This is a genomic window from Bacillus salipaludis, assembly GCF_004358205.1.
In genome coordinates this window covers 188,871-210,913 of record NZ_SMYO01000009.1, presented here as the reverse complement: position 1 = coordinate 210,913, position 22,043 = coordinate 188,871, and the positions used below count along the sequence as shown (strand labels likewise).

Genomic DNA, 22,043 nt, shown 5'->3' with positions numbered 1-22,043 from the left:
TGGAGTTCATATGGGATATACTTTAGCCCAAAAGATTATTGCGAGAGCAAGTAAAAAGAGTCAGGTCCAAGTGAATGAAATTGTTGAGGTCGATATTGATTTTGCAATGATTCATGACTCGAGTGGACCACGAAGATTCGGTTCTACCTTGGAGAAGTTAGGAGCGACTGTTTGGAATCCTGATAAAGTTGCTTTGATATCTGACCATTTTGTTTCATCCAGCGATTCTACCGAAGCTTCCATTCTGAAATTGACTAGGGAATGGGCGAAAAAATATCGGATTTCGAAGTTCCATGAGAGGGAAGGTATCGGTCACATTGTACCCGTTGAACGAGGATACATCACACCAGGTATGATGTATGTCGGAGCGGATTCTCATTCAACAACAGCCGGAGCAATGGGATGTTTTGCAATCGCACTAGGATCAACTGATATGTTAGGTGTCATGGCGACTGGGAAAACATGGGTGAAAGTACCTGAATCCATCAAGATTATTTGGAAAGGGAAACTTTCCAAAGGGGTAATGGCTAAAGATATGATGCTGAAATCAATACAGAGAACGGGTATTGATGGTGCTACCTATAAATCCGTTGAGTTTTCGGGAAGTGCAGTCGATACATTACCAATGGATGAAAGATTAGTTCTGTCAAACATGGCAATTGAAATGGGAGCAAAAGCTGGAATAATCGAAGCTAATGATATTGTTATCGACTACCTTAATGAGAGGAATGTTAGTAATTTTGAGGTAGTAACTGCGGATAAAGATGCTTTCTATTTCGAAACTTTAGAATTCAATGCGAATCAGCTAGAACCAATGGTTGCACTTCCGCATTCTCCTGATAATGTAAAGCCTGTTTCAGCAATTGATCACTTCGAGCCTCTAGATCAAGCTTATATAGGGGCTTGTACGGGAGCTAAGTATTATGATTTGGAAATAGCTGCCCAAGTTCTTAAAGGCAGAAGAGTTTCCAAAAACACGCGATTGCTGATTGCACCGGCATCATCGGAAGTCATGCGAAGGGCTACAAAAAGCGGCATAGTTGAAACGTTGCTCGATGCGGGAGCAACATTTCTGCCGACAGGTTGCGGAGCGTGCGCTGGACTTGGCAATGGTGTGCTTGCTCCCGGGGAAAGATGTATATCTTCGACAAACCGGAATTTCCCTGGCCGGATGGGATCTGGGTCGGAAGTATATCTAGCTTCCCCTGCCACAGTTGCGGCATCCGCTATTACAGGCAGAATAACCGACCCAAGAGAGTTTTTATAGTCTTACGGTACCCAGACTACATGTCAGCTTACTTAGGAGGATAGATATGCAAAAGATTAAAGGGAAGACATGGGTGTTTCCAGATAATGTGGATACGGATATGATTAACCCCGGACGGTATTTAAAATTATCAGCTGATCAAGCTGCAAAACATATATTTGAGGGTATCGACCCCGACTTTCCTTCCAAATTCCAAGCGGGGGACATTATCGTTGCCGGTAAAAACTTTGGATGCGGATCAAGTCGGGAGTCAGCCCCGGCTGCTATAAAATTATCTGGTATTAGTGCCATCATTTCGGTATTTTTTGCAAGGATATTTTTTCGAAACGCGATAAATTTAGGTTTACCTGTAATCGAATGTAAGGAAGCAACTAGAATTGAAGAAGGAAATGAGATTGAAATTGATTTTGAAAATGGTGTGATTTATAACTTAACGAAAAACGAGTCTTATTCAACAACGATCTATCCGCCGTACATACAGGAAATTATCAATCATGGCGGTCTGGTTAACATGCTAGAACGAAAGTTGAGCAATAAGGAAATCAAATTATAAACTAGATGTGCTTTTCTTAAGGTAGGTCGACTATATTAATTCACCACTATAACGTTGGAAAAAGGAGTCGGTTGGGTATATGAAGGGTAAGTTCCGCTGGGTCATTGTAAGCATTATTGCTCTTACAATTTTAATAAATTACTTGGATAGGTCTGCTCTTGGTTTTGCCAATGGAGCAATTACGAAACAGTTTAATATTAACAATGCGGAGTGGGGCCTAATTGGCAGTGCCTTTTCTATTGGTTACTTGATTCTCTCCTTTGTAGGCAGTCCTATTATAGACAAAATTGGAGTAAAGAAGGCATTGTCCCTTTCTGCAGGGCTCTGGTCAGTATTTAGTATTTTGACCGCTTTCATGGGTTCTTTTGTCAGCCTTTTCCTAGTTCGGGTATTACTCGGTGGATCTGAAGGACCAGCCTTTCCAGCAGTCAGCAGGGGAATTAGCCGTTGGCTGCCAGGAAAGGAAAGAGGGAAGGCTTTAGGGATGATCGTTGGATTTGGGGTCCCTTTTAGCCTCATGATCGGTGGACCTATTATTACACAGCTAATGGAAAGCCTGGGATGGAAATCGCCGTTCGTTATTTTGGGAGCATTAGGATTGATATTGGTTGGAATTTGGTTATGGCTGTTTAAGGATTCTCCTATTGGCTACCATCGAGTTAGCCCTCAAGAACAAGAATACATTAAAAGCGGCTTAGTAGAAGAAGAGACAACGGAGCATGTAAAAAAAGTAGAATGGAAGAAGATATTTACCAATAAGAATCTTTTGATTTCCGCATTTGGTTATTTTTCTTGGGGATTCATGTTCTGGGGATTTATGTATTGGTTGCCGGGCATACTCAGCCAGGTTTATCATCTCAACATCGTTAAAGTTGGATTTTTCACGGTTTTACCATGGGCCGTTGGGACGGTAGCTACCATTGCAGGCGGACTTATTGCAGACCAACTATATAGACGTAAACCAGGTATACGAAGCCGATTTAATTTGATAGGAATATGTTTATTGTTATCGGGTGCTTCCCTTATTCCAATCATGTTTAATCCATCCCTATATGGTGCCATTACATTTATCTCCCTTGGAGTAGGATTTGGGATGGTTACGGGTTCGATTTGGTGGATCGTTGCGATTGATTCTGCTCCAGACCAGCCCGCAGCTGCATCAGGGTTTTTGAATGCTGCATTTGCTCTTGCCGGAATTGTTGCACCCACTGCAATGGGAGTTGCTATTCAGATAACGGGCAGTTTCAGCGCAGGTTTTGGGGTTATGATTGTTCTTGCTTTACTTAGCTCAATCGGATTCTTATTCTTTACAAAAGAAAAACAAGGTACAATTTCAGAGGAACAGAGAATTAAAACCATAGTCCATTAAAATTACTTCGATTAACCCGCCATAGATTAAAGAATCATTAATTAGGCGGGTTGGTCAACTTATTAATAAAAAAGTTGAGCAAATAAAGGGAAGTGAGATATGATGAATTCAATTAGAAAAAAATTCAAAGAACGAGTATCGCAAACTGGAATTATCATTGCACCGGGGGCATATGACAGTTTGACTTCGGTACTAATCGAACAGGCTGGGTTTGAAGCACTTTATATGACAGGCGGCGGCATCTCTTATACCACATTAGGAAAACCTGATATAGGTTTAATGACGGCAAGTGAAATGGCAACAAGAGCATCATATATATGTGACGCGGTACAAATTCCAGTAATCGCAGATGCTGATACGGGGTACGGAAACTACTTGAATGTGATGAGGACCGTAAAAGATTTTGAGCGAGCAGGCATTTCCGCAATCCAACTGGAAGATCAGGATTTCCCGAAAAGGTGCGGTCACTTGAGAGATAAAAATGTAATCCCTTTGTCTGAAATGATTGGTAAAATCAAAGCTGCAGTAGACACTAGAGTAGATGAAAACTTGCTAATCATTGCACGTACTGATTCGAGAGCAATAAACGGTTTACAGGAAGCAATTGAACGGGCACAATGTTATGTGGAAGCAGGCGCAGATATAATTTTTGTAGAGGCTTTGGAGAACAAGGATGAGTTCTCGATCATAACAAATTATATCCAAAAGCCTTTATTGGCGAATATGGTGGAAGGCGGAAAATCCCCATTAATGTCTGCTTCTGAACTTGACAGCATGGGTTATAAAATTGTCATCTTTCCAAACAGTGTTACTCGTGTAGTTGCAAAGGCGGCACAAGATTTATTTCATGAATTGAAAGAAACAGGAACTACGGCTGGGATGAAAGACCAGATGTTGAATTTTAGTCAGCTTAATCAACTACTTGGCATCCAACGGTATCATGAGATAGAAGAAAAATATGTCTTGAGATAATCGTTCCTGAAATTTTAAAAAGCGCTATCTATGAAAGGAACAAAAATATATGGTTGCGAGTATTGAAAAATTATTTAAGATTTTAATGTTATTTTCATTTGAACGAAACACACTTTCAATCGCCGAGATTCATGCTGAGCTTAAATACCCTAAAAGTACAATTGTCAGGTTATTAGCTACGCTAGAGAGCATGGATTTTATCAAACAAGATCCTGACACGCGCAGGTATTCTTTAGGATTTCCGTTCTTTAGGCTAGGGAATATTGTGATGAATGATTTTGATTTACGTAAAGTTGCAAAACCGATTATGGCTGAGTTGGTAAATGATACAGGGATGACAGTGGATTTAAATATCAGGGCTGGGAATTCCCGGGTTTGTATTGATAAGATTGACGGGCCTGAGATTGTGATTAATTTTATCCGGATTGGTGAACATACCCCTCTTTTCACCGGGGCATCCGGAAAAGTGTTGCTTGCCTATTCAAAAGATAAGGATGAAATCTTACAAAAGATCATTGAAGAGGCTGATGTTAACATTGAGCAACTAAATGAAGAATTAAACGAAATTCTTGTTAAGGGATATAAAATAACTACAGGTGAAAGAAGACCCGGAAGCTTTGGAATCGCAGTGCCGATTTTTGATCATTCCAATGAAATTACGGCGAATCTTACCGTTGCAGGCCAAATTCATATGTTAACAGAAGAAAACAAAATATTTTTGGTAGACAAGGCTAAATATTGTGCAAATTTAATAAGTGAAAGATTAGGATATAGGTGTTAAATAATTTTTGTTATCCAAATGGAAGATTTAAAGAGAAAAAGATTCCTTAGTTCTTAAATAGAACTTATGATCCAAAGGGGAGTTAATATGAGGTGGATTCGGCGAATTCGAACCAATATATATTTCTGGAGTAGGTTCTCGTATTGCTAAAAGAAAAGCTGCTTGATTTTTCTATTATTTCGGAGGCAATAGTTCGTGTGTAATTTCCAAATATTATTCTAGTAGTAAAAACAAAGCACCCGTTACATTCGGGTGCTTATAATTTTCTTAATGGAGAAAAACTTTACAGGTCCTTCTGTTATTTCGAATGCGTTAGAACAGGTTGTAAGTGAAACGATCAGAAATAGAGATAGATAAAAACTTTTTAAATTAAAATATTTAGGCTTAATTATAGTCATAAAATAGAAAGAAAAGTTCCCATTTTTATAAATTTTGGGAGCTTTTTTTGCGTAGATTTCAGGGGGATTTGACGACTTCTACAAGAAGTGAATGAAATGTAATATAAAGATGCTAAAAAGCTCCTCAACTACTGTATTTCAGTTTCTATGAAACATTTTTTAGTAAAAATAAAAACAGAAAAGTAAATAGCATTTTTTAATTGCCAAAAACACCGGAAAAGGCTTTTCAAGAAAAACAATTCGTCCCCATGGTTTTTTGTTATTTCAAAAAAGGCTATTTAATTTACATTGATATTGTAACAACAATAGTGTATGACGCATAGCATAAATCATATGCTGTATGTCATATAGTAAATAAAAAATGAGGTGGGTGAATGAGTACTTTATTGAATTCATTAATGACAGAGCTTAGGAGAGGAACGTTGACATTAGCCGTTTTAAGTCAATTACAAAAACCACAGTATGGATATTCACTTGTTCAATTATTGGAGGAATCGGGCATTACCATTGACCAAAGTACCTTATATCCATTGCTTCGACGATTAGAAAAACAGGAGTTAGTTTCGAGTAGTTGGGATACATCTGAGAGTAGACCCCGTAAATATTATGTTTTAAGTGAATATGGCTTAGAGATTTTTTTGCAGTTAAAAAGAGAATGGATTAAGAATTCGAAAGAGCTCTTTGGCTTATTAAAAGGGGAGGGAGACGATGAATCTAATTGAGATTTATATACAAGAAGTTACTCGGAGGCTGCCTGAAAAAAATCGTGAGGATATTGCACTCGAGTTGCGGTCAACGATAGAGGATATGCTGCCTGATGATTACCAGGAAGAAGATATAAAGGCAGTTCTTGAAAAATTGGGGAGCCCCGTCACATTGGCTAGTGGTTATCGAGATCGGCCAATGCACTTAATTGGTCCACGCTATTTTGATGTATATGTGACGCTGCTAAAAATGATTTTACCGATTGCTGCTGTCATTTCGTTCATCTCGATGATTGCCGAATATTTTATTGGATATAGTGGTGAACAAGCGGTTATTAATATTGTTTTGAGTCTTATGGGCGAAGGAATAGGGAGGATCATTGAAGTGGGGATCCAAGTATTCTTTTGGCTAACACTTATGTTTGCCATATTAGAAAGAACAGATAAGGGAAGAGATGAGCAGCCATTAACAGCAAGCCTTAAAAAATGGACTCCCGATGATTTGAAAAATATCCCGTATATCCCTAAGAAAAAAGCGATTTCTAAGGTCGAAGTATTTGGAAGTCTATTGTGGACTGCAATCTGGGCAACACTTTATTTTAATGCGAATCATCTTGTTGGTGTATATATAGGTGGTGGAGAAGGACTTAAATTCGTAACTCCTTCTTTAAATCAGGAAGTTTTACTGTGGTATTGGCCAATCGTTCTTGTTGTTATTGGTTTAGAAATAGCCTTAGCCCTTTATAAATTAATAAAGGGACAGTGGACAAAAAGAATGGCCATTTGTAATACTGCCCTCCAGCTTATTGCAACCATTGTATTCATTGTGATATTCAGAAATCCGAATGTAATCACCCATGATTATATTACGTATATGTCTAATTCATTTACCATTACAGCTAATCAATTTGAATTGTGGATCGTGGGCGGTGGAATTTTAATCTTTATGATATCTTCGGCAATCAGTGTATTTGATGGGTTCCGTAAAGCTAGAATTCGTTAATCTATATTTGCTTATTAGTTTATAAGTTTAATAGGTTGTATATAGAGCTTACAGTTTTTGTATTGGGGGCATTTAAGCAGAATTAAGTGATCTCATGATTGGGGATATATTTTAATTAAAGGGTGCGATTTCGCAGCAAGAATTGTGCTCTTACTTTATGTTAAGAGTGCATTTCTGTAGTAAGAAATGCACTTTTTTGTATTGGGCCACTTATGTAATTAGTTATGGGATTACTCAAAGGGAAATCGAGTTAATTTAGAGTTATGTTATTTTATTCGCCAATTTAGAGTACCTATGTTATGTAGGGAAGGGCCAATATGACCTGAAAGTTGCCTACGAAAGGTTTAAAAGCAGTAGATTGGAGTGAATCATAATTATGAAAAAAACGATGCGCGTTCTTATTTCTGGTGCCAGTATTGCCGGACCGGCACTTGCTTACTGGCTTCACCGCTACGGTTTTGATGTGACTGTCATAGAACGTGCGCCCTCATTACGCCCAGGTGGTTATGGGGTTGATATCCGTGGTGCAGCCATTACGGTGCTTAAGCGGATGGGTATATTCGATCAAGTTTTTGACGCTGACACAAACATATCAGGTGTTTACTTCGTGAATAGTAAAGGTAAGATTGAAGGTCAAATAAGCGAAGCAAGTATGGGGAACCAGAAAGGTCTGGACATTGAAATCATGCGCGACGATCTAAGTAACATTTTATTTGATTTAACCAAGAATACGACCAATTATATTTGGGGCGATTCAATTACCGCCATACATGAGACTGAAACTGGTGCAGAAGTTCAATTTATTCATAACAAGCCGCAGACATTCGATTTGGTAATTGGTACGGACGGGCTCCATTCAAATGTACGCACATTGACTTTTGGCGACGAAGCACAGTTTAAACGTACGCTTGGCTGTTATATATCGATTTTTACTCTCGAGAATTACCTCAACCTTGACCACCGCCAACTGTTGTATACGGTTCCAGGCAAAACTGTAGGGATGTATAGCGCACGTGACAATACCGAAGCAAGAGGGATGTTTTTGTTCCAATCAAATGAATTAGAGTACGATCGCCATGATACAGAATATCAAAAGAATCTTGTAGAAAATGCCTTTGTTGGCCAATCGGGTTGGGAAACCTTGCCTCTACTCAAAAGCATGAAAGAAGCGACAGACTTTTATTTTGATGAGATTTGCCAGATTCATATACAGACATGGTCAAAAGGTCGGGTTACATTGGTAGGAGATGCGGCGTTTGGCCCATCACCTCTCTCAGGTCAAGGCTCAAGCCTGGCACTCGTTGGAGCTTATGTATTAGCTGGCGAACTCAAAGCTGCAAATGGCGATTATGCCCGAGCTTTTGTTGCCTATGAACAAGAAATGAGAAAGTTTGTTGAGAAAAATCAAAAAATAGGACGAATAGCCGCAGGGAGCATGATTGAAAAATCAAACTTCAAAATCTTTCTAAGAAATTTAATATTGCGCGTACCCACTCTTATGGCCGTACAGTTTAAGATGATTTCAAAAATGATAGCGAAAGCTGCCAACGGAATAGAACTGAAAGATTATTGAAATGAAAGGGAAAACCAAGGGGACGGTTCTGGCTTAAAAGCCGCAAGAACGTCCCCTTGGTTTTTTCAAAGTAATTTTCATATTTTGTTCACAACTTGTTCATATCTTGGGGTTAATATAAAAACATGAAAAGTACTTTTTCATGTTGACCCCCTATTTAATATATTTTTGTTTATCCGGCTTCTAGCTGGATAATTTTTTTTGTAATAAGGGACGAGTATGGTAAAAATAGTATTTATCGATTTGAAAGGAGTTTTAAGATGGAAAAGGTCGGACTACTAAAAAGATTCGAAAAGAGTCATATTACCTTTTTTGTTATAGCAGTTGTGTTATTTTGGATCAAGACCTATGCAGCCTATCAAATAGAATTTAAATTAGGCATAGATAATAATCTACAAAAGTTTTTGTTAGCTATTAATCCAATTAGTTCTGGATTATTCTTTATTGGATTAGGTTTACTTTCTAAAAAGCATACCAAAAAGATTATGATTATCATCAATTTTGTATTGTCATTCCTTTTATATGCGAATATTGTTTATTATCGATTTTTCAATGACTTTATAACAGTCCCGGTCATTATGCAGGCGAAAACGAATGCTGGACAATTGGGGGATAGCGCCAATTCCTTAATGTCCCCACTTGATATTTTTTATTTCACAGATACCCTTATTCTAATTGTTCTTGCGCTAACGATATTTAAAAAAGCTAGTGCGAAAAATCGCAAATCCTATAAAATCGTATTATTATTTGCTGTCACTGTTTTTCTTTTTAACCTTGGATTAGCAGAAAAAGACCGTCCGCAATTATTAACACGTTCCTTCGACAGAAACTACCTTGTTAAATATTTAGGAGCATATAATTTTACCATTTTGGATGTCATTCAAAATATCAAAACTTCTAGTCAAAGGGCACTCGCTAGCAGCAGTGATATCACAACTGTAGAAAATTATCGAAAAGCCCATTATACGGCACCAAATCCAGCTTACTTTGGCAAAGCAAAAGGGATGAACGTTATTTACGTCTCCTTAGAATCATTCCAAAATTTTATGATTGATTATAAAATGCCAAATGGACAAGAAGTGACGCCATTTTTAAATTCATTGGCTCATGATGGCAACACCTTCTATTTTGATAATTTCTATCATCAAACAGGACAAGGTAAAACATCAGATGCTGAATTCTTGATGGAAAATTCACTATATCCGTTAAATCAAGGTGCTGTTTTTATCAATAAGGCACAAAATACGTATCAAGCGACCCCTGCTATTTTAGGTCAAAAAGGCTATACATCTGCAGTTTTTCATGGAAACTATAAAACTTTCTGGAACCGGAATGTTATGTATCGAGCATTAGGCTATGATCAATTTTTCGACGCAGAATATTATAATATGTCTCCTGAAAATATAAAGAACTATGGGATGAAAGATAAGCCATATTTCCAAGAGTCCATGTCCATGCTTGAGGGGTTAAAACAACCTTTTTATACCAAATTTATTACGTTATCCAACCATTTCCCATTTGAAATGGACAAACAAGATACTAATTTTCCAGCCGGAGACTTTGGTGACTCAGTTGTAAACAATTACTTCCAGTCAGCCCATTATATGGATGAAGCCCTTAAACAGTTTTTCGATGCTTTAAAAGCAGATGGGCTATATGATAAAACGGTCATTGTCCTTTATGGAGACCACTATGGTCTTTCCGAAAACCACAATAAGGCAATGGCAAAAGTTCTTGGCGTTCCAAAAATTACGCCAACCATTAATGCCAAGTTGCAGGAAGTACCATTATATATACACGTTCCAGGTGTAAAAGGTGGGGTTCAGCACCAATTTGGCGGTGAAGTAGATGTTCGACCAACCCTTCTACATTTATTAGGTGTTGATACAAAAGATTACATTGAATTCGGTTCCGATTTATTATCAAAAGATCATCGCAACTGGGCATTGTTTAGAAATGGTGATTATGTATCTCCTCAAGTAACTGAAGTAAGCGGGAAATTCTACAACCCTGACACGGGTGAATTATTACCGAATCAAAGTGCCTATAAATCAATTAATGATAAGATCTCAACAGAACTTCAAATGTCCGATGCAGTGGTCAATAAAGATTTATTACGGTTCTATACACCAAAGGGATTTAAACCGATTGATCCTAATGAATATCAATATCTTGGTCCTAAAGGAAATACGAAACAGCCTAAGGTTCAAACAACTGGGGCTCAATAGATCGTTTGTTCCAATCTAGTTATTTGCTGACTTATATTTCATATCTCTTGAAATATAAGTCGGCTTTTTTTCTTCATTTTGAACTCTTTACAAGTTTGGTTTAGCAATATTTTTTATGAAGTAAATGCTCTAATTTCTTATGGTAAATTTATTATCTTTATTTGTTTATTCATGAATTCCTTTCTTACCTATCCTTCTAATACCTACATAAATTCTTCCTTTAAGACTTTTTTGCTATCGCTTTTATTATTTTTTTCTACCATTTTGCAAAATCTTACAAAATACCGGCAGCACCTAGAATGACAAACCGACCAAGAGTGGGAAACGGTTCTGACGATTTATTTAAACGCTGATTTTGTAAATATTGCTGCTGGATTATAATAAACTATAATTGACTTCAATTAACTTACAATAAAATCCTATAAAGGGGGTATCTGTATGATAAAGAAAACTTTTTGGATTCCAACCATTGTATTTATCGTTACAACGTCTGTATTATACTTTTGCGGTCATTTGTATAATATTGAATCACTAAGTTGGTTCAATTTTGAGGAAACCTCAAATGGCGGATTTACCTTCGATGGTTCATTGAATCCAATTATGTTTGGTTTTGTAGTTGGATTTATTGCGGAATGGATATATAAAAGGAGAGAAAAAAAACGCACGACTTAATATAGTGGTCGGTTTAAGAACAACTAAACATATACAGGAATCTGCAAGATGATGAAATAATCCACCCGAACTCACTCAAGGATGGATTATTTTTTATGGTTAAAGACAGAATGACTACAATTAGACTAGCTTTTTGGGTGATATTTCATATCATTATGACCACGCCTCGATTCCACAGCAAAATTCTTTAATTTATAATGTGTGGGTAGATCACTTGAATTCTAATATTCTTTCTAAATTCCTTAAGAGGGATTTTTTTTAATTTAAGTAAATAATACTTTTTCATATTGTCTATTTTCAATTTTTTTGCTGGTGAATAATGGCGAAGGGGAGAAATATAGGGAATTTAATTTAAATGTAAGGGCATATTAATCATTGTGAAATTCATAAAAAGGTGTGATTTTTTATTTTTTAGAGTGTTCATGGTTTATCACACGACAAATTTTAAAAAAATGTAAAAGTCCATTCAGGTGATATAAATGTATTTCAAGTTTTTAGAAAGATTTAAAAATAGTCAGGAACCAGAGAACGGGACAAAATCAATAAAAATGATTTTTCAACAAGCTGCTAAATCAAGTGATTTCCATCAATTTTCATTATCTGAAGAACAGGGTATTACAATTAGTTACTATAAAAGTATGGTTGATCCAAAGAAAATAAATAACCTTCTTCTCCCAGCAATTCAAGAACATATTGAGAAAATTAGGGAAATTAATGATATAAAAAAGTTTATTCCTTTTGAGAATGTCATAGTAACAACCAATCCCTTAGATGTCGAAGAAAAACTAATTAAAGGATATGTTATTGTTCAATTAAAGGATTCCAACCAATATTTTTTGACCATAAATATTGATAATGCAAATCTAGGTTATCGAGAGAATAATGATACAGAGAATGAATTTAGTGTTATTGGTCCAAAAGTTGGTTTTGTAGAAAATATTAGTACGAATCTTCATTTATTAAGAAAGCAAATGGCCGTTACAGAATTAGTTTTTGAGGAAATAAAAATTGGTTCAATGTCTAAAACGGAAGTAGTCATTGCCTATTTGGATGGAATTACTAATCCGGAATATATTCAAACGGTTCGACAGCGACTGAAGGATATTAATTTTGATGTTATTTTCGATAATTCCCAAATTGATCAAATGATTTCAGATCATTCAAATACCCCCTTTCCTATTTTTTTATCTACTGAACGGATTGACAGGGTTTTATATGCAATGATATCAGGACAAGTTGCAATCTTATCGAATGGGTCACCTTACATTGTTACAGGACCAACAACGATATTAGATTTTTTCATTTCTCCAGAAGACTATTATCTTAATTGGGTACTCGGGTCGTTTTTTCGAATCATTCGTATTATTAGTGTTATTTTCTCTCTGTTTGCTACACCTATATATGTAGCAATTTTAACCTTTCATTATGAAGTTGTACCTGATGATTTATTGCAACCCCTTATTAGCTCAAGAGCTCATGTTCCATTTCCTCCGGTATGGGAAGCGATTTTTTTGGAAATTACCATTGAATTGTTGAGAGAGGCGGGGGCACGCTTACCGACAAAAATTGGGCAAACACTGGGTATTGTAGGTGGTATTGTTATCGGTCAGGCATCTGTCCAAGCTGCTCTAACAAGTAATATTTTACTTATTATTGTTTCATCATCTGCACTTGCTTCTTTCACAACTCCAATCTTTAAAATGTCAAATGCAATTCGTCTCATCCGGTTTCCACTAATTTTACTTGCAGCATTTTTGGGCGGCTTTGGAATTATAATAGGATTTGTTCTTCTGTTAGGACATTTATTAAAACTTAAATCCTTGGGAAATCCATATATGGTACCTCTATTTCCTTTTAGAATAAAGAACTTTCGCGACAGTTTTATTCGATCATCCTATCAGTTTACAACGACACGAAGCAGATTTTTAAGACCTCTTTCACTTAAAAGATATACACCAAATCAAGATAAGGATGATATTAATAATGAATAGTCAAAAGCGAAAAAATATAAGGTATTTTTGTGCTCTTTTGCCTCTCATTTTGATTATTCCTGGCTGCTCTTTTCCACGGCAAAAAATTATAGATGATGTGCAACTTCCTAAAGTATTAGGTTTTGACAAAGTTGATAACCAATATGTTGGAACTGCGCTTTATTCTGATTATACGGGAGATGAAAAAGAAGGTGGGAGCTCTATTTTACAGGGAAAAGGAAGGAAATCCCATTTAATAAAACAATCTATCAATGCACAATCTCCTAAACCGCTAGAAATTGGAAAGTTGAACCTTGTAATCTTTGGTAAAGAATTAGCTGAAAATGGGGTGTCTTATTTTGTTAAGACTGTTTGCAGGGATCCTTTGATTGGAAGCAATATGTTAGTGGCTGTTTCTGAAGAAACAGCAGAAGAAATTTTAATGAAAAATAAAGATAGAAACAGCAATTATCCTTATAAAATGATTGAACAAAATTATCGAACTCAAAATGTACCAATTCCAACTTTGCAAAGTTTTTTATTTGATTTCTATGGAGACGGAAGAGACCCCTCCTTACCTTATTTAAAGATTAATCAAAAGGGTAACATTGAGGTAAACGGGCTAGCAGTGTTAAAAAAAGACAGACTAGGACTTATCTTAAATCAAAAAGAAAGCTTTTTATACAAAATATTAAGAGGAAGAGTGATTAGAGGGCAGACAGAATTTAACATACATAAGGGGCAGTCGGAGGATTCAGTAATTTTAGCCATTTTATATGGAAAAAACAAAAAATCAATTATTAACAAAGGTTCGAAATCAAAAGTAACATTCAATATAACACTAAACGGAATGGTAAAGGATTTTCCAGATTGGCTAGATTTAAGGAAAAAACAAAATAACCTATTATTAAAAAAGCAATTGGAAAAACAAATGAAAAAGGATTTTGAAAAGCTATTCGTAAAATTCCAAATGCATCAAGTCGATCCATTAGGTATAGGTGACTTTGCAAGAGCGAATTCAAAAAAATGGAACGAAAAGGAGTTTTATGAAAAGGTGTACCCAACTATTTCATTGGATATAAATTTAAAAATAGAACTATCTCAAGCAGGGATTGGCGAATGAAAAAAAAGGTGATTAACCATGAGTAAACAATTAAATAAAAGTTTGACAGTTTCTCCTTTTTTTTTATTTTTTCTGATTCACAGTACCCAATCCGGTGTAGGCTTGTTGAATTTTCAAGGTAAAATAATAAAGGGAGCAGAACAGGATGCATGGGTTTCAATTCTATTGGTTGGAATCAGTTTTCATCTCATTATTTGGCTACTGTATTTCTTATTAAAGAAATCAAATAATGGAGATATTATGTCTTTACATCAACAATTATTTGGGAGATGGCTAGGAAACGTATTAAATATTTTCTTTTATGGATATATGCTTTTAATTATTTCAACGATAATTAGGTCCTATTTATCCGTTCTGGTTACTTGGGTTTTTCCTTATACCCCTATTTGGTTTTTATCACTTACTATGATTTTTGTGATTTCATACTTAGTTGTTGGAGGCTTTAGGGTTATTACCGGTATTTGTTTTTGGGGGATGATCATCCCTTCGCTCCTTCTGTTAACGGTATATTTTCCATTCCAATATGCCTACTGGACGAATTTATTACCCGTTTTTAATCACAGTTTAAGTGACTATTTTGTATCGGCAAAAGAAAGTATTCTAATGTACTCAGGACCAGAATTTTTACTTATTTATTATCCTTTTATTAAAGATAATCAAAATTCCCAAAAATGGGCACACATTTCACAAGCGTATACAACCATTTTATATTTATTTATTACCATCATTTCATTTGTTTATTTTAGTCATGGGCAGCTTGAACATGTTACTTGGCCCACCCTCATGATGTCAAAAATTATCCGCTTTCCATTTATCGAAAGATTTGAATATATCTTTATTTTTTTATGGCTCTTAGTGGTCCTTCCCCCTTGTTGTATGGCATTGTGGGGGGCGATTCGAGTTTTGAAAGAATCGTTTAAATTTAAACCTAGAATGTCTTTATGGATATCCATTATTATCGTTCATTTCATGGTTATTAACGTCAAAAGTAAAGTGGAAGTTGAGGAAATGGGGACTTTCATTAGATTTGTCTCATCCAGCTTTCTATATATTTATATACCAATTTTGTTTTTGTTTATTCTCATCTTACAAGCCTTTAAAAAAGCCAAGAGTGTAGGGGTAAATTAGTTTTAATATTGTAAAACAGAATAGATTATTGCTTTTCCTGGTTTTGGCCAACTTTTCAATGGCCTCTTTTAAAAGCGAGTGTTTTTATCACTTTAGATATTTTTGGAAGTTTACATCTACCAGGTGAAACAACAACATCTGCATGGTCATTTCGTGGGGAAGGCAAGAAATCCTCGGATCCAGTAGGATTCGAGGATTTTTTATACGTCAAAAATTCATACCTTTGAAAAAGTATTCAATTTAACACATAATACGATATTTTTTTCAACTTTACGGAAAACCCCTTCGGATATGATCTTATGGGACTTTGAATAAGTCAAATTATTTCTAACACTTAAGAATGAAATATTCGATTCCTATATTCCCGCGGTGTTGATCCATATGACTTCTGAAACATTTTAGTGAAATATTTAGGGTCAGTATATCCCACTTGCTGGCTGATTTGATAATATTTAAGGTTCGGATTTTTCAACAGGTGACAGGCTTTTTCCATTCTTACTCGGGTAAGAAATTGATTGAAGGATTCGTTCGTTGTAGCTTTGAAAATTTGTCCGAAGTAATGCTCTGTTAGGTGAACACGCTTCGCAACATCTTTTAAAGAAATCGTTTTCATATAGTTTGCGTTTATGTAGGATTTGGCACTCAAAACTAATCTTTCATGATAGGAAGCAGATTTTTCCTCATTCAAAGGAGAATCTTGGCTCTTAATTTCTGTTTCCTTTTGAATCTTATCAATCACTTCAAATAATTCATCCGTATCGATTGGTTTTAATATATAACCCCTTGCATTATATTTCAGTGCATTATGAGCATAGGTAAATTCCTCATAACCACTCATAATAATGACCTGAATTCTGGGGGAATTTTCGTAGATATGTTTGGTTAATTCAAGGCCGTCCATATTTGGCATTCGAATGTCTGTTAAAATCATGTCTATTTTTTCGTTTTCCAACCAGTACAATGCTTCGGTTCCATTTTCTGCTGTTCCAATCACGTCAATATTCCGCTCATTCCATTCATCCATTGCCATTAAACTGCTGGAGATTAACCAATCGTCATCCACAATTAACATTTTTCTCATAATCTGAATTCACCTCTTTAGGGATTTTTACCGTGATGGTTGTACCTTTGTTTAATTTGCTTTCGATCCTGATTCCATAGTTATTTCCGTAATGTGATTGAATCCTAGTTTGAACATTGTATAAACCAATTTTCTTTTTATACTTAGATAAATCCTCTGAATTATTTTTTAGCCGGTCCTGTAATTGTTGGAGATTGTCTGGCTCTATGCCTTTTCCATTATCTGTAACGGTGAAGATGATATTCTCATCTACCTGTTTTCCCTTAATAATTAGTTTCCCGAAGGATCTTAAAGGGTCGATTCCGTGTATGATGGCATTCTCCACAATCGGTTGGAGAATCAGTTTTACAGTTAGACAGAATTTTATATCATCATTCATTACTATTGAATATTCAAGGGGATAGCGCATTCTGATCTTTTGAATTTCCAAATAACTTTCGAGGTACATAACTTCTTGATGTATGGGGATTTTCTCTTCAAAAGAGCTGATACTTAAACGTAATAATCTTCCTAAAAGAACAATTAAATGACTAATTTCGTGTTCCTTCTTCATTCGTGCCAGTGAGTTTATCGATTCCAGTGTGTTATAAAGGAAATGGGGATTAATCTGCAGTTGAAGTGCGGTGATTTCTGCAGCTTTTTTTAATTTCTCTTCCTCAGCCACTGATTGGACTAACCTATTAATCTGGACAATCATTTCATTAAATCCTTGTCCGAGTTCACCAATTTCGTCCTTCGATTTAACGATAAATTTTTGATTAAGGTTACCGTTTTTAACCTTGGACATCACTCTCTGCAATATCTTAATCGGTTTGGATATTCTATGGGAGATGAACATAGCTGATAATAAACAAACGATTACACTTGTAATGGTGATCATCCATACGATCCATTTCACTTGTGTGACTGGCTTATAAAAATCATTTGCTTCGAAATATTCTGCTACATACCACTTCGTTGTAGGATTATATTGTTTAAAAAGCAGATAGCTCTTATGGTCTTTGGTATGGATAGTTGACCCATTTTTTTGTTTTTGTACGGAGTCAAAGGAGATATGAGCTAAGCGTGCCGGTGCTAAGACAAAGCCTTGATTGTTATATATAAATGTTCCGGATGAAGTTTCGGAATCTAGTTCATTATTTAATATGTATTCGAGTAATTCAGGCTTAAAATCAATCACCATATAGCCGTAACTTCTTAGATTTCGATCCCAAACCTTTTGAACATAGGAATATACCTTTTGATTTTTATCTAGATTGGAATAGGTTCTGGTGTGTAGATTCGTAATAAGAGGGTTCAGGTTATTTTTTTCTATATCTTTTAACCAGGGAAGGTTATTAAAATTGTCTTTTGTAAAATTCATATTAAGGGAATAACCGTAATTGTAAACAAAACCGTTATTACTAATAATGGTTATACCAACTGTTTCCGGGCGGATCGTTTGAATACTTTCCATCAGAGCATCAAGTTTTAAGTAGAACTGTGGATGCAGAGTAGGATCTTGGTTTGCTAGAAATTGTGAAAATACTGCGCTGCTCTTTATTCCAGATTGCATTCTTTCTAAATCAAATAAAAAAGTATTAAGCGCTTTCATTTTCTGACTTAAAATATAATTTGCATGATACTGCAAATTTTCATAGAGGCTTTGTGAATATTTGTTAAATGTAATCCATCCAACCAAAGAAAGGGGAATAACTGAGATGAGTATAAAGGAAATAATGAGTTTAAAGAAGATGGAGTTTAAAAACCTCATTTGGTCAAATTTTCCTCCTTTTTAATAGATTACTTTAGTTTTTTTGCTATCCACGAAATGTCCCTTTTTTCCTACGATTTATCCCGTTGTTTAATTATTTAAAAAAATTATAATTATCAATAAGTTCAAGTTTGCTATTTTTAGAATAACGAAGGGAGGATAAAAAGTAAAATTCTTTTTCGGTAAAAAACTAAAAAATTCATAGGTAGATGTTTGGGGGAGGGTCAAAAGGTGAAAAATTACAGGAATTTTTTTACTTTGGTGCTAACAGTTGTTTTAGTGTTAACCATGATCGTTGGTTGTCAGTCTCCTACAGCTAGTAACGAAAACAATTCTAGTAAACAGGATGGAAGTAATAGTTCAAAAGCCGAGAAGGGCAAAACGCTTGATCTCTATATTCCCAATTACTATAACGATGTCGAAAAACAACAATGGGCAGATGTTGTTGAGAAATTTAAAGAACTAAACCCTGGTATTAACGTCCATATTGCCACAGGTGATGTACAAGTGGAATCTGGAAAACTGCCAACTCTCTTGCAGTCCGGAGTAAATCCGCCTGATGCGATTCTCATGAATGCCGGCCCCGGCAGGGTTTCTGTGTTATCGGATGTGAATTTAATTCAACCGTTAAATAAAATGTATGAAAGAAATGATTGGAAAGATAAACTGCGCCCATTTGCTTATAATCTTATCTCTGGTGAAAAAAATATTTATGAATTACCCCATATGATTGATGCCATTGGAATTTTCTATAACAAAGATATCTTCCAGAAAAGCGGGTTAGAGGTACCAAAAACAAAAGAAGAATTCTTGAAAACACTTCAAAAATTAAAAGAGGACGGAGTCTCACCTATTACGGTAGGAGCGCGTAATGGATACGCTATTGGATGGTTGTTTGGCGTTATGTTGGAATCTGTCGCCGGTACTGAAAAAGTAGAAAATCTTTTATATGGAAACGGAAAGTGGAATGATCCGGAAATTGTGAAGGTAGCAGAAATGATGAACGATTGGGTGAAAAGGGGCTATATTGCCAAGGAATCTGTAACGCAAACACAAGCTGATTCGAAATTCAGATTTTTAGGTAAAAAAGCAGCGATGGAAGCAGAGGGAACCTACTTAATTACGGACCTTGCGGCTCAAAGCTTACAAAAAAGCGTCAATATGTTTATGATGCCCTCCTTTATTGAAGGAAAGACGGCTAAACCAGTTGGTGGAATCGGGTTAACCTGGGTGGTTCCGACAAAAGCGAAAGATGTTGATTTAGCAGAGAAATGGTTTAATTTTATCGTTTCAAAGGATTATAGCGATATTGTTCTACACAAGCCTGATTACAATTTTGTTCCTGCCTCAAAAGCATCAGAAGGAATTGAACCGGTTAGCGATGTTTTAAAAACATCTATGAAAGAAATTGCAGATGGTTCTGGCTACAATCCAAGTGTGTTTATTGGAGTGGAAGCAAAAGAGGCCTATTATCAAAACTTACAGGGTCTGGTTGGTGGCTTGATCTCACCTAAGGAAGCTATGAATAATATTGAAGCAGCTGCCGAGAAGGATCGTGCTGCGGGATTCAAATTAAACAAGTAATAGAATATGAGGGGTTTAAAACTTTGAACCCCTCATCGTAAAGGAGGAGTAAACATTGAATTTATCTGATTCCGCATCCTCTTTAAAGATTGATCAAAAGAATAGTCCCGCAGTTATGAAGGGAAAAAGAAAAGTCAAAGTTAAAAAGATCCTTATGATTCTTTCCTTTCTATCACCAGCGCTCATTTTGTATGCCATTTTTATGCTCTATCCGATGATTGACGCCATTAGATTAAGTTTTTTTGATTGGGATGGAGCCGCATCCTCGATGAAATTTATCGGTCTCGAAAACTATTTAAAACTTACCGGTGACAAAATATTTTTAAAGGCACTGGGACACAATTTGTTATGGGTGGTCCTAAGTTTAATACTAATGGTTATCCCGACCTTAATATTGGCTGTTTTAATTAGCCGGTTAAAAAGAGGAAAGACTTTCTTCCGGGCAGGCTTTTACCTGCCAAGTGTTCTATCTTTAGCCGTTGTTGGGGTTTTATGGTCGAAAATTTATGATCCGAATATGGGACCCATCAACGTATTTTTAAGATCGATAGGCTTAGAAAATGCTGCAAAAAATTGGCTGGGAGAGCCTCTCTTTGTAATACCAGCATTAGTGGTTGCCAGCACTTGGGCCTTTTATGGTCTCTATTTGATACTATTTTTAGCAGGTTTACAGAATATTAATCATGAACTATATGAGGCGGCCGACTTGGATGGAGCAGGTCCAATCAGAAAATTTTGGAGTATAACGATTCCCAGTTTACGGAATACCCTGAACGTTGTCATTAGTATGGTTATTATAAATGCGCTAAAGGGTTTTGCATTAATTTGGATTATGACCCAGGGTGGACCATTCTATATGAGTGAACTTGTTTCAACCTATGTCTATAAGGCGGCCTTTAGTATGAATAAGGTAAGCTATGCAACGGCAGGAAGTGTGGTATTGGGAATCATCGTAATCCTGTTTACGGTTGCCTTTAATTATTACCGGGAAAGGAGTGAACATTAGTGGAGTCTATTCTTAAAAGATGGAAATCTTCACAAATTACCCTATGGGCGGTCCTGCTCATTCTTCTCCTTTTTATTACGGCACCTATCTTTTATGCGGTCATTGCAAGTTTTAAGACAAATATGGAAATTTTCAGCAGTCCTTTTTCGCTGCCAAAATCGTGGAATTTTGATAATTATATCAATGCCTGGAATCTGGGAAACTTTAAAGCTTATTTCTTAAACAGTGCTTTTATTACTATTGGCGGAATGTTGATTGTTGCGTTGGTGGCCTGCCCTGCAGGATATGCTTTTGCGCAATTAAACTTTAAAGGAAATAATCTCATTTTCTATTTGGTGCTATTAGGGATGTCACTACCTGTACAGGCAATCATCATCCCCATTTTCTTTCAATTAAAATCAATGGGCTTAGTGAATACATTGACAGGGGTAACCTTAGTTTCATCTGGGTTAGCGCTGCCGTTTTCCGTATTCCTGATGAGAAATACTTTTCGGGATATTCCAAAGGAGCTTAAAGAATCAGCAGCCATTGATGGTGCCGGTGAATGGCGAACCTTTTGGTCAGTTATTCTGCCTTTAGCCAAACCTGGTTTAGTAGCCCTGCTGATTTTCACTTTTATGAATATCTGGAATGACTTTTTACTTCCATTAGTCTTATTGATTTCTCAAAACAAATTTACGATTTCACTTGGATTATATTCTTTCCAGGGGGAGCAGACGACAAATTTTGGATTAATCTTTGGAGGTACTGTGATTAGTATGATTCCTAGCATTATTATCTATATTATTTTCCAACGGTCTTTTGTGGAAGGAATGACCGATGGGGCCAATAAGTAACGATTACTTCTACGCAGTTTTTAAAAATAACAAAGGAATGGA

At 36.0% G+C, this 22,043-nt stretch carries 18 protein-coding genes; 16 read left to right on the top strand and 2 right to left on the bottom strand.

Translation table 11 applies throughout. The annotated features are described in order from the left end of the window. Positions 1-10 precede the first annotated feature (10 nt). The 13 genes from E2K98_RS19825 to E2K98_RS19765 all read left to right on the top strand — a co-directional run bounded on the left by E2K98_RS19825 (position 11) and on the right by E2K98_RS19765 (position 15,741). A complete protein-coding gene (locus E2K98_RS19825) occupies positions 11-1,267 on the top strand; it encodes a 3-isopropylmalate dehydratase large subunit (RefSeq protein WP_133337143.1) in 1,257 nt (418 codons plus the stop codon). A gap of 46 nt (positions 1,268-1,313) precedes the next feature. Continuing rightward, a complete protein-coding gene (locus E2K98_RS19820) occupies positions 1,314-1,820 on the top strand; it encodes a 3-isopropylmalate dehydratase small subunit (protein WP_133337141.1) in 507 nt (168 codons plus the stop codon). A gap of 79 nt (positions 1,821-1,899) precedes the next feature. Further along, positions 1,900-3,189: an MFS transporter gene (locus tag E2K98_RS19815; RefSeq protein ID WP_133337139.1), complete on the top strand. Its 1,290-nt coding sequence runs from the start codon at positions 1,900-1,902 to the stop codon at positions 3,187-3,189. Positions 3,190-3,288: 99 nt separating this feature from the next. Beyond that, positions 3,289-4,161, top strand: a complete 873-nt coding sequence (locus tag E2K98_RS19810; protein WP_235824872.1) for an isocitrate lyase/PEP mutase family protein — start codon at positions 3,289-3,291, stop codon at positions 4,159-4,161. Between the two features lie 49 nt (positions 4,162-4,210). Further along, positions 4,211-4,942: an IclR family transcriptional regulator gene (locus E2K98_RS19805; protein ID WP_133337135.1), complete on the top strand. Its 732-nt coding sequence runs from the start codon at positions 4,211-4,213 to the stop codon at positions 4,940-4,942. 772 nt (positions 4,943-5,714) lie between these two features. After that, positions 5,715-6,062, top strand: a complete 348-nt coding sequence (locus tag E2K98_RS19800) for a PadR family transcriptional regulator (RefSeq protein WP_133337133.1) — start codon at positions 5,715-5,717, stop codon at positions 6,060-6,062. Then, positions 6,049-7,047, top strand: a complete 999-nt coding sequence (locus E2K98_RS19795) for an HAAS signaling domain-containing protein (RefSeq protein WP_133337131.1) — start codon at positions 6,049-6,051, stop codon at positions 7,045-7,047. The genes E2K98_RS19800 and E2K98_RS19795 overlap by 14 nt, the downstream gene beginning before the upstream one ends. 376 nt (positions 7,048-7,423) lie before the next feature. Then, positions 7,424-8,620: an FAD-dependent monooxygenase gene (locus E2K98_RS19790; RefSeq protein ID WP_133337129.1), complete on the top strand. Its 1,197-nt coding sequence runs from the start codon at positions 7,424-7,426 to the stop codon at positions 8,618-8,620. A gap of 260 nt (positions 8,621-8,880) precedes the next feature. Then, positions 8,881-10,848 (top strand): LTA synthase family protein, encoded by a 1,968-nt coding sequence (locus E2K98_RS19785; RefSeq protein WP_133337127.1) that lies wholly within the window; start codon positions 8,881-8,883, stop codon positions 10,846-10,848. A gap of 438 nt (positions 10,849-11,286) precedes the next feature. Next, positions 11,287-11,520 carry a hypothetical protein gene (locus E2K98_RS19780; protein WP_133337125.1) on the top strand — a complete coding sequence of 78 codons (234 nt, stop codon included), beginning with the start codon at positions 11,287-11,289 and terminating at the stop codon, positions 11,518-11,520. Positions 11,521-11,999: 479 nt separating this feature from the next. Then, positions 12,000-13,511, top strand: coding sequence for a spore germination protein (locus E2K98_RS19775; protein ID WP_133337123.1), 1,512 nt, complete (start codon positions 12,000-12,002; stop codon positions 13,509-13,511). Then, the gene (locus E2K98_RS19770; RefSeq protein WP_165976324.1) at positions 13,504-14,613 is read left to right on the top strand and encodes a Ger(x)C family spore germination protein; all 1,110 of its coding nucleotides are present in this window, start codon (positions 13,504-13,506) and stop codon (positions 14,611-14,613) included. The genes E2K98_RS19775 and E2K98_RS19770 overlap by 8 nt, the downstream gene beginning before the upstream one ends. A gap of 18 nt (positions 14,614-14,631) precedes the next feature. Next, positions 14,632-15,741, top strand: coding sequence for a GerAB/ArcD/ProY family transporter (locus E2K98_RS19765; RefSeq protein ID WP_133337119.1), 1,110 nt, complete (start codon positions 14,632-14,634; stop codon positions 15,739-15,741). 334 nt (positions 15,742-16,075) lie between these two features. Here the strand turns inward: E2K98_RS19765 and E2K98_RS19760 are convergent, their stop codons facing one another. Both E2K98_RS19760 and E2K98_RS19755 read right to left on the bottom strand, forming a co-directional pair. After that, positions 16,076-16,822, bottom strand: a complete 747-nt coding sequence (locus E2K98_RS19760; RefSeq protein ID WP_133337117.1) for a response regulator transcription factor — start codon at positions 16,820-16,822, stop codon at positions 16,076-16,078. Further along, on the bottom strand, positions 16,797-18,575 hold the full coding sequence (locus tag E2K98_RS19755) for a sensor histidine kinase (protein ID WP_133337115.1): 1,779 nt from the start codon (positions 18,573-18,575) through the stop codon (positions 16,797-16,799). The genes E2K98_RS19760 and E2K98_RS19755 overlap by 26 nt, the downstream gene beginning before the upstream one ends. Before the next feature lie 231 nt (positions 18,576-18,806). On the opposite strand from E2K98_RS19755, the gene E2K98_RS19750 reads away from it, so the two are divergent. From E2K98_RS19750 to E2K98_RS19740, 3 genes are read left to right on the top strand one after another with little or no spacing between them, the layout of a single operon-like run. Beyond that, entirely contained in the window at positions 18,807-20,159 is a 1,353-nt protein-coding gene (locus E2K98_RS19750) for an ABC transporter substrate-binding protein (RefSeq protein WP_133337113.1), read from the top strand. A 55-nt stretch (positions 20,160-20,214) separates the two neighbouring features. Continuing rightward, the gene (locus tag E2K98_RS19745; protein ID WP_133337111.1) at positions 20,215-21,165 is read left to right on the top strand and encodes a carbohydrate ABC transporter permease; all 951 of its coding nucleotides are present in this window, start codon (positions 20,215-20,217) and stop codon (positions 21,163-21,165) included. After that, a complete protein-coding gene (locus tag E2K98_RS19740; protein ID WP_133337109.1) occupies positions 21,165-22,001 on the top strand; it encodes a carbohydrate ABC transporter permease in 837 nt (278 codons plus the stop codon). The genes E2K98_RS19745 and E2K98_RS19740 overlap by 1 nt, the downstream gene beginning before the upstream one ends. Positions 22,002-22,043 lie beyond the last annotated feature (42 nt).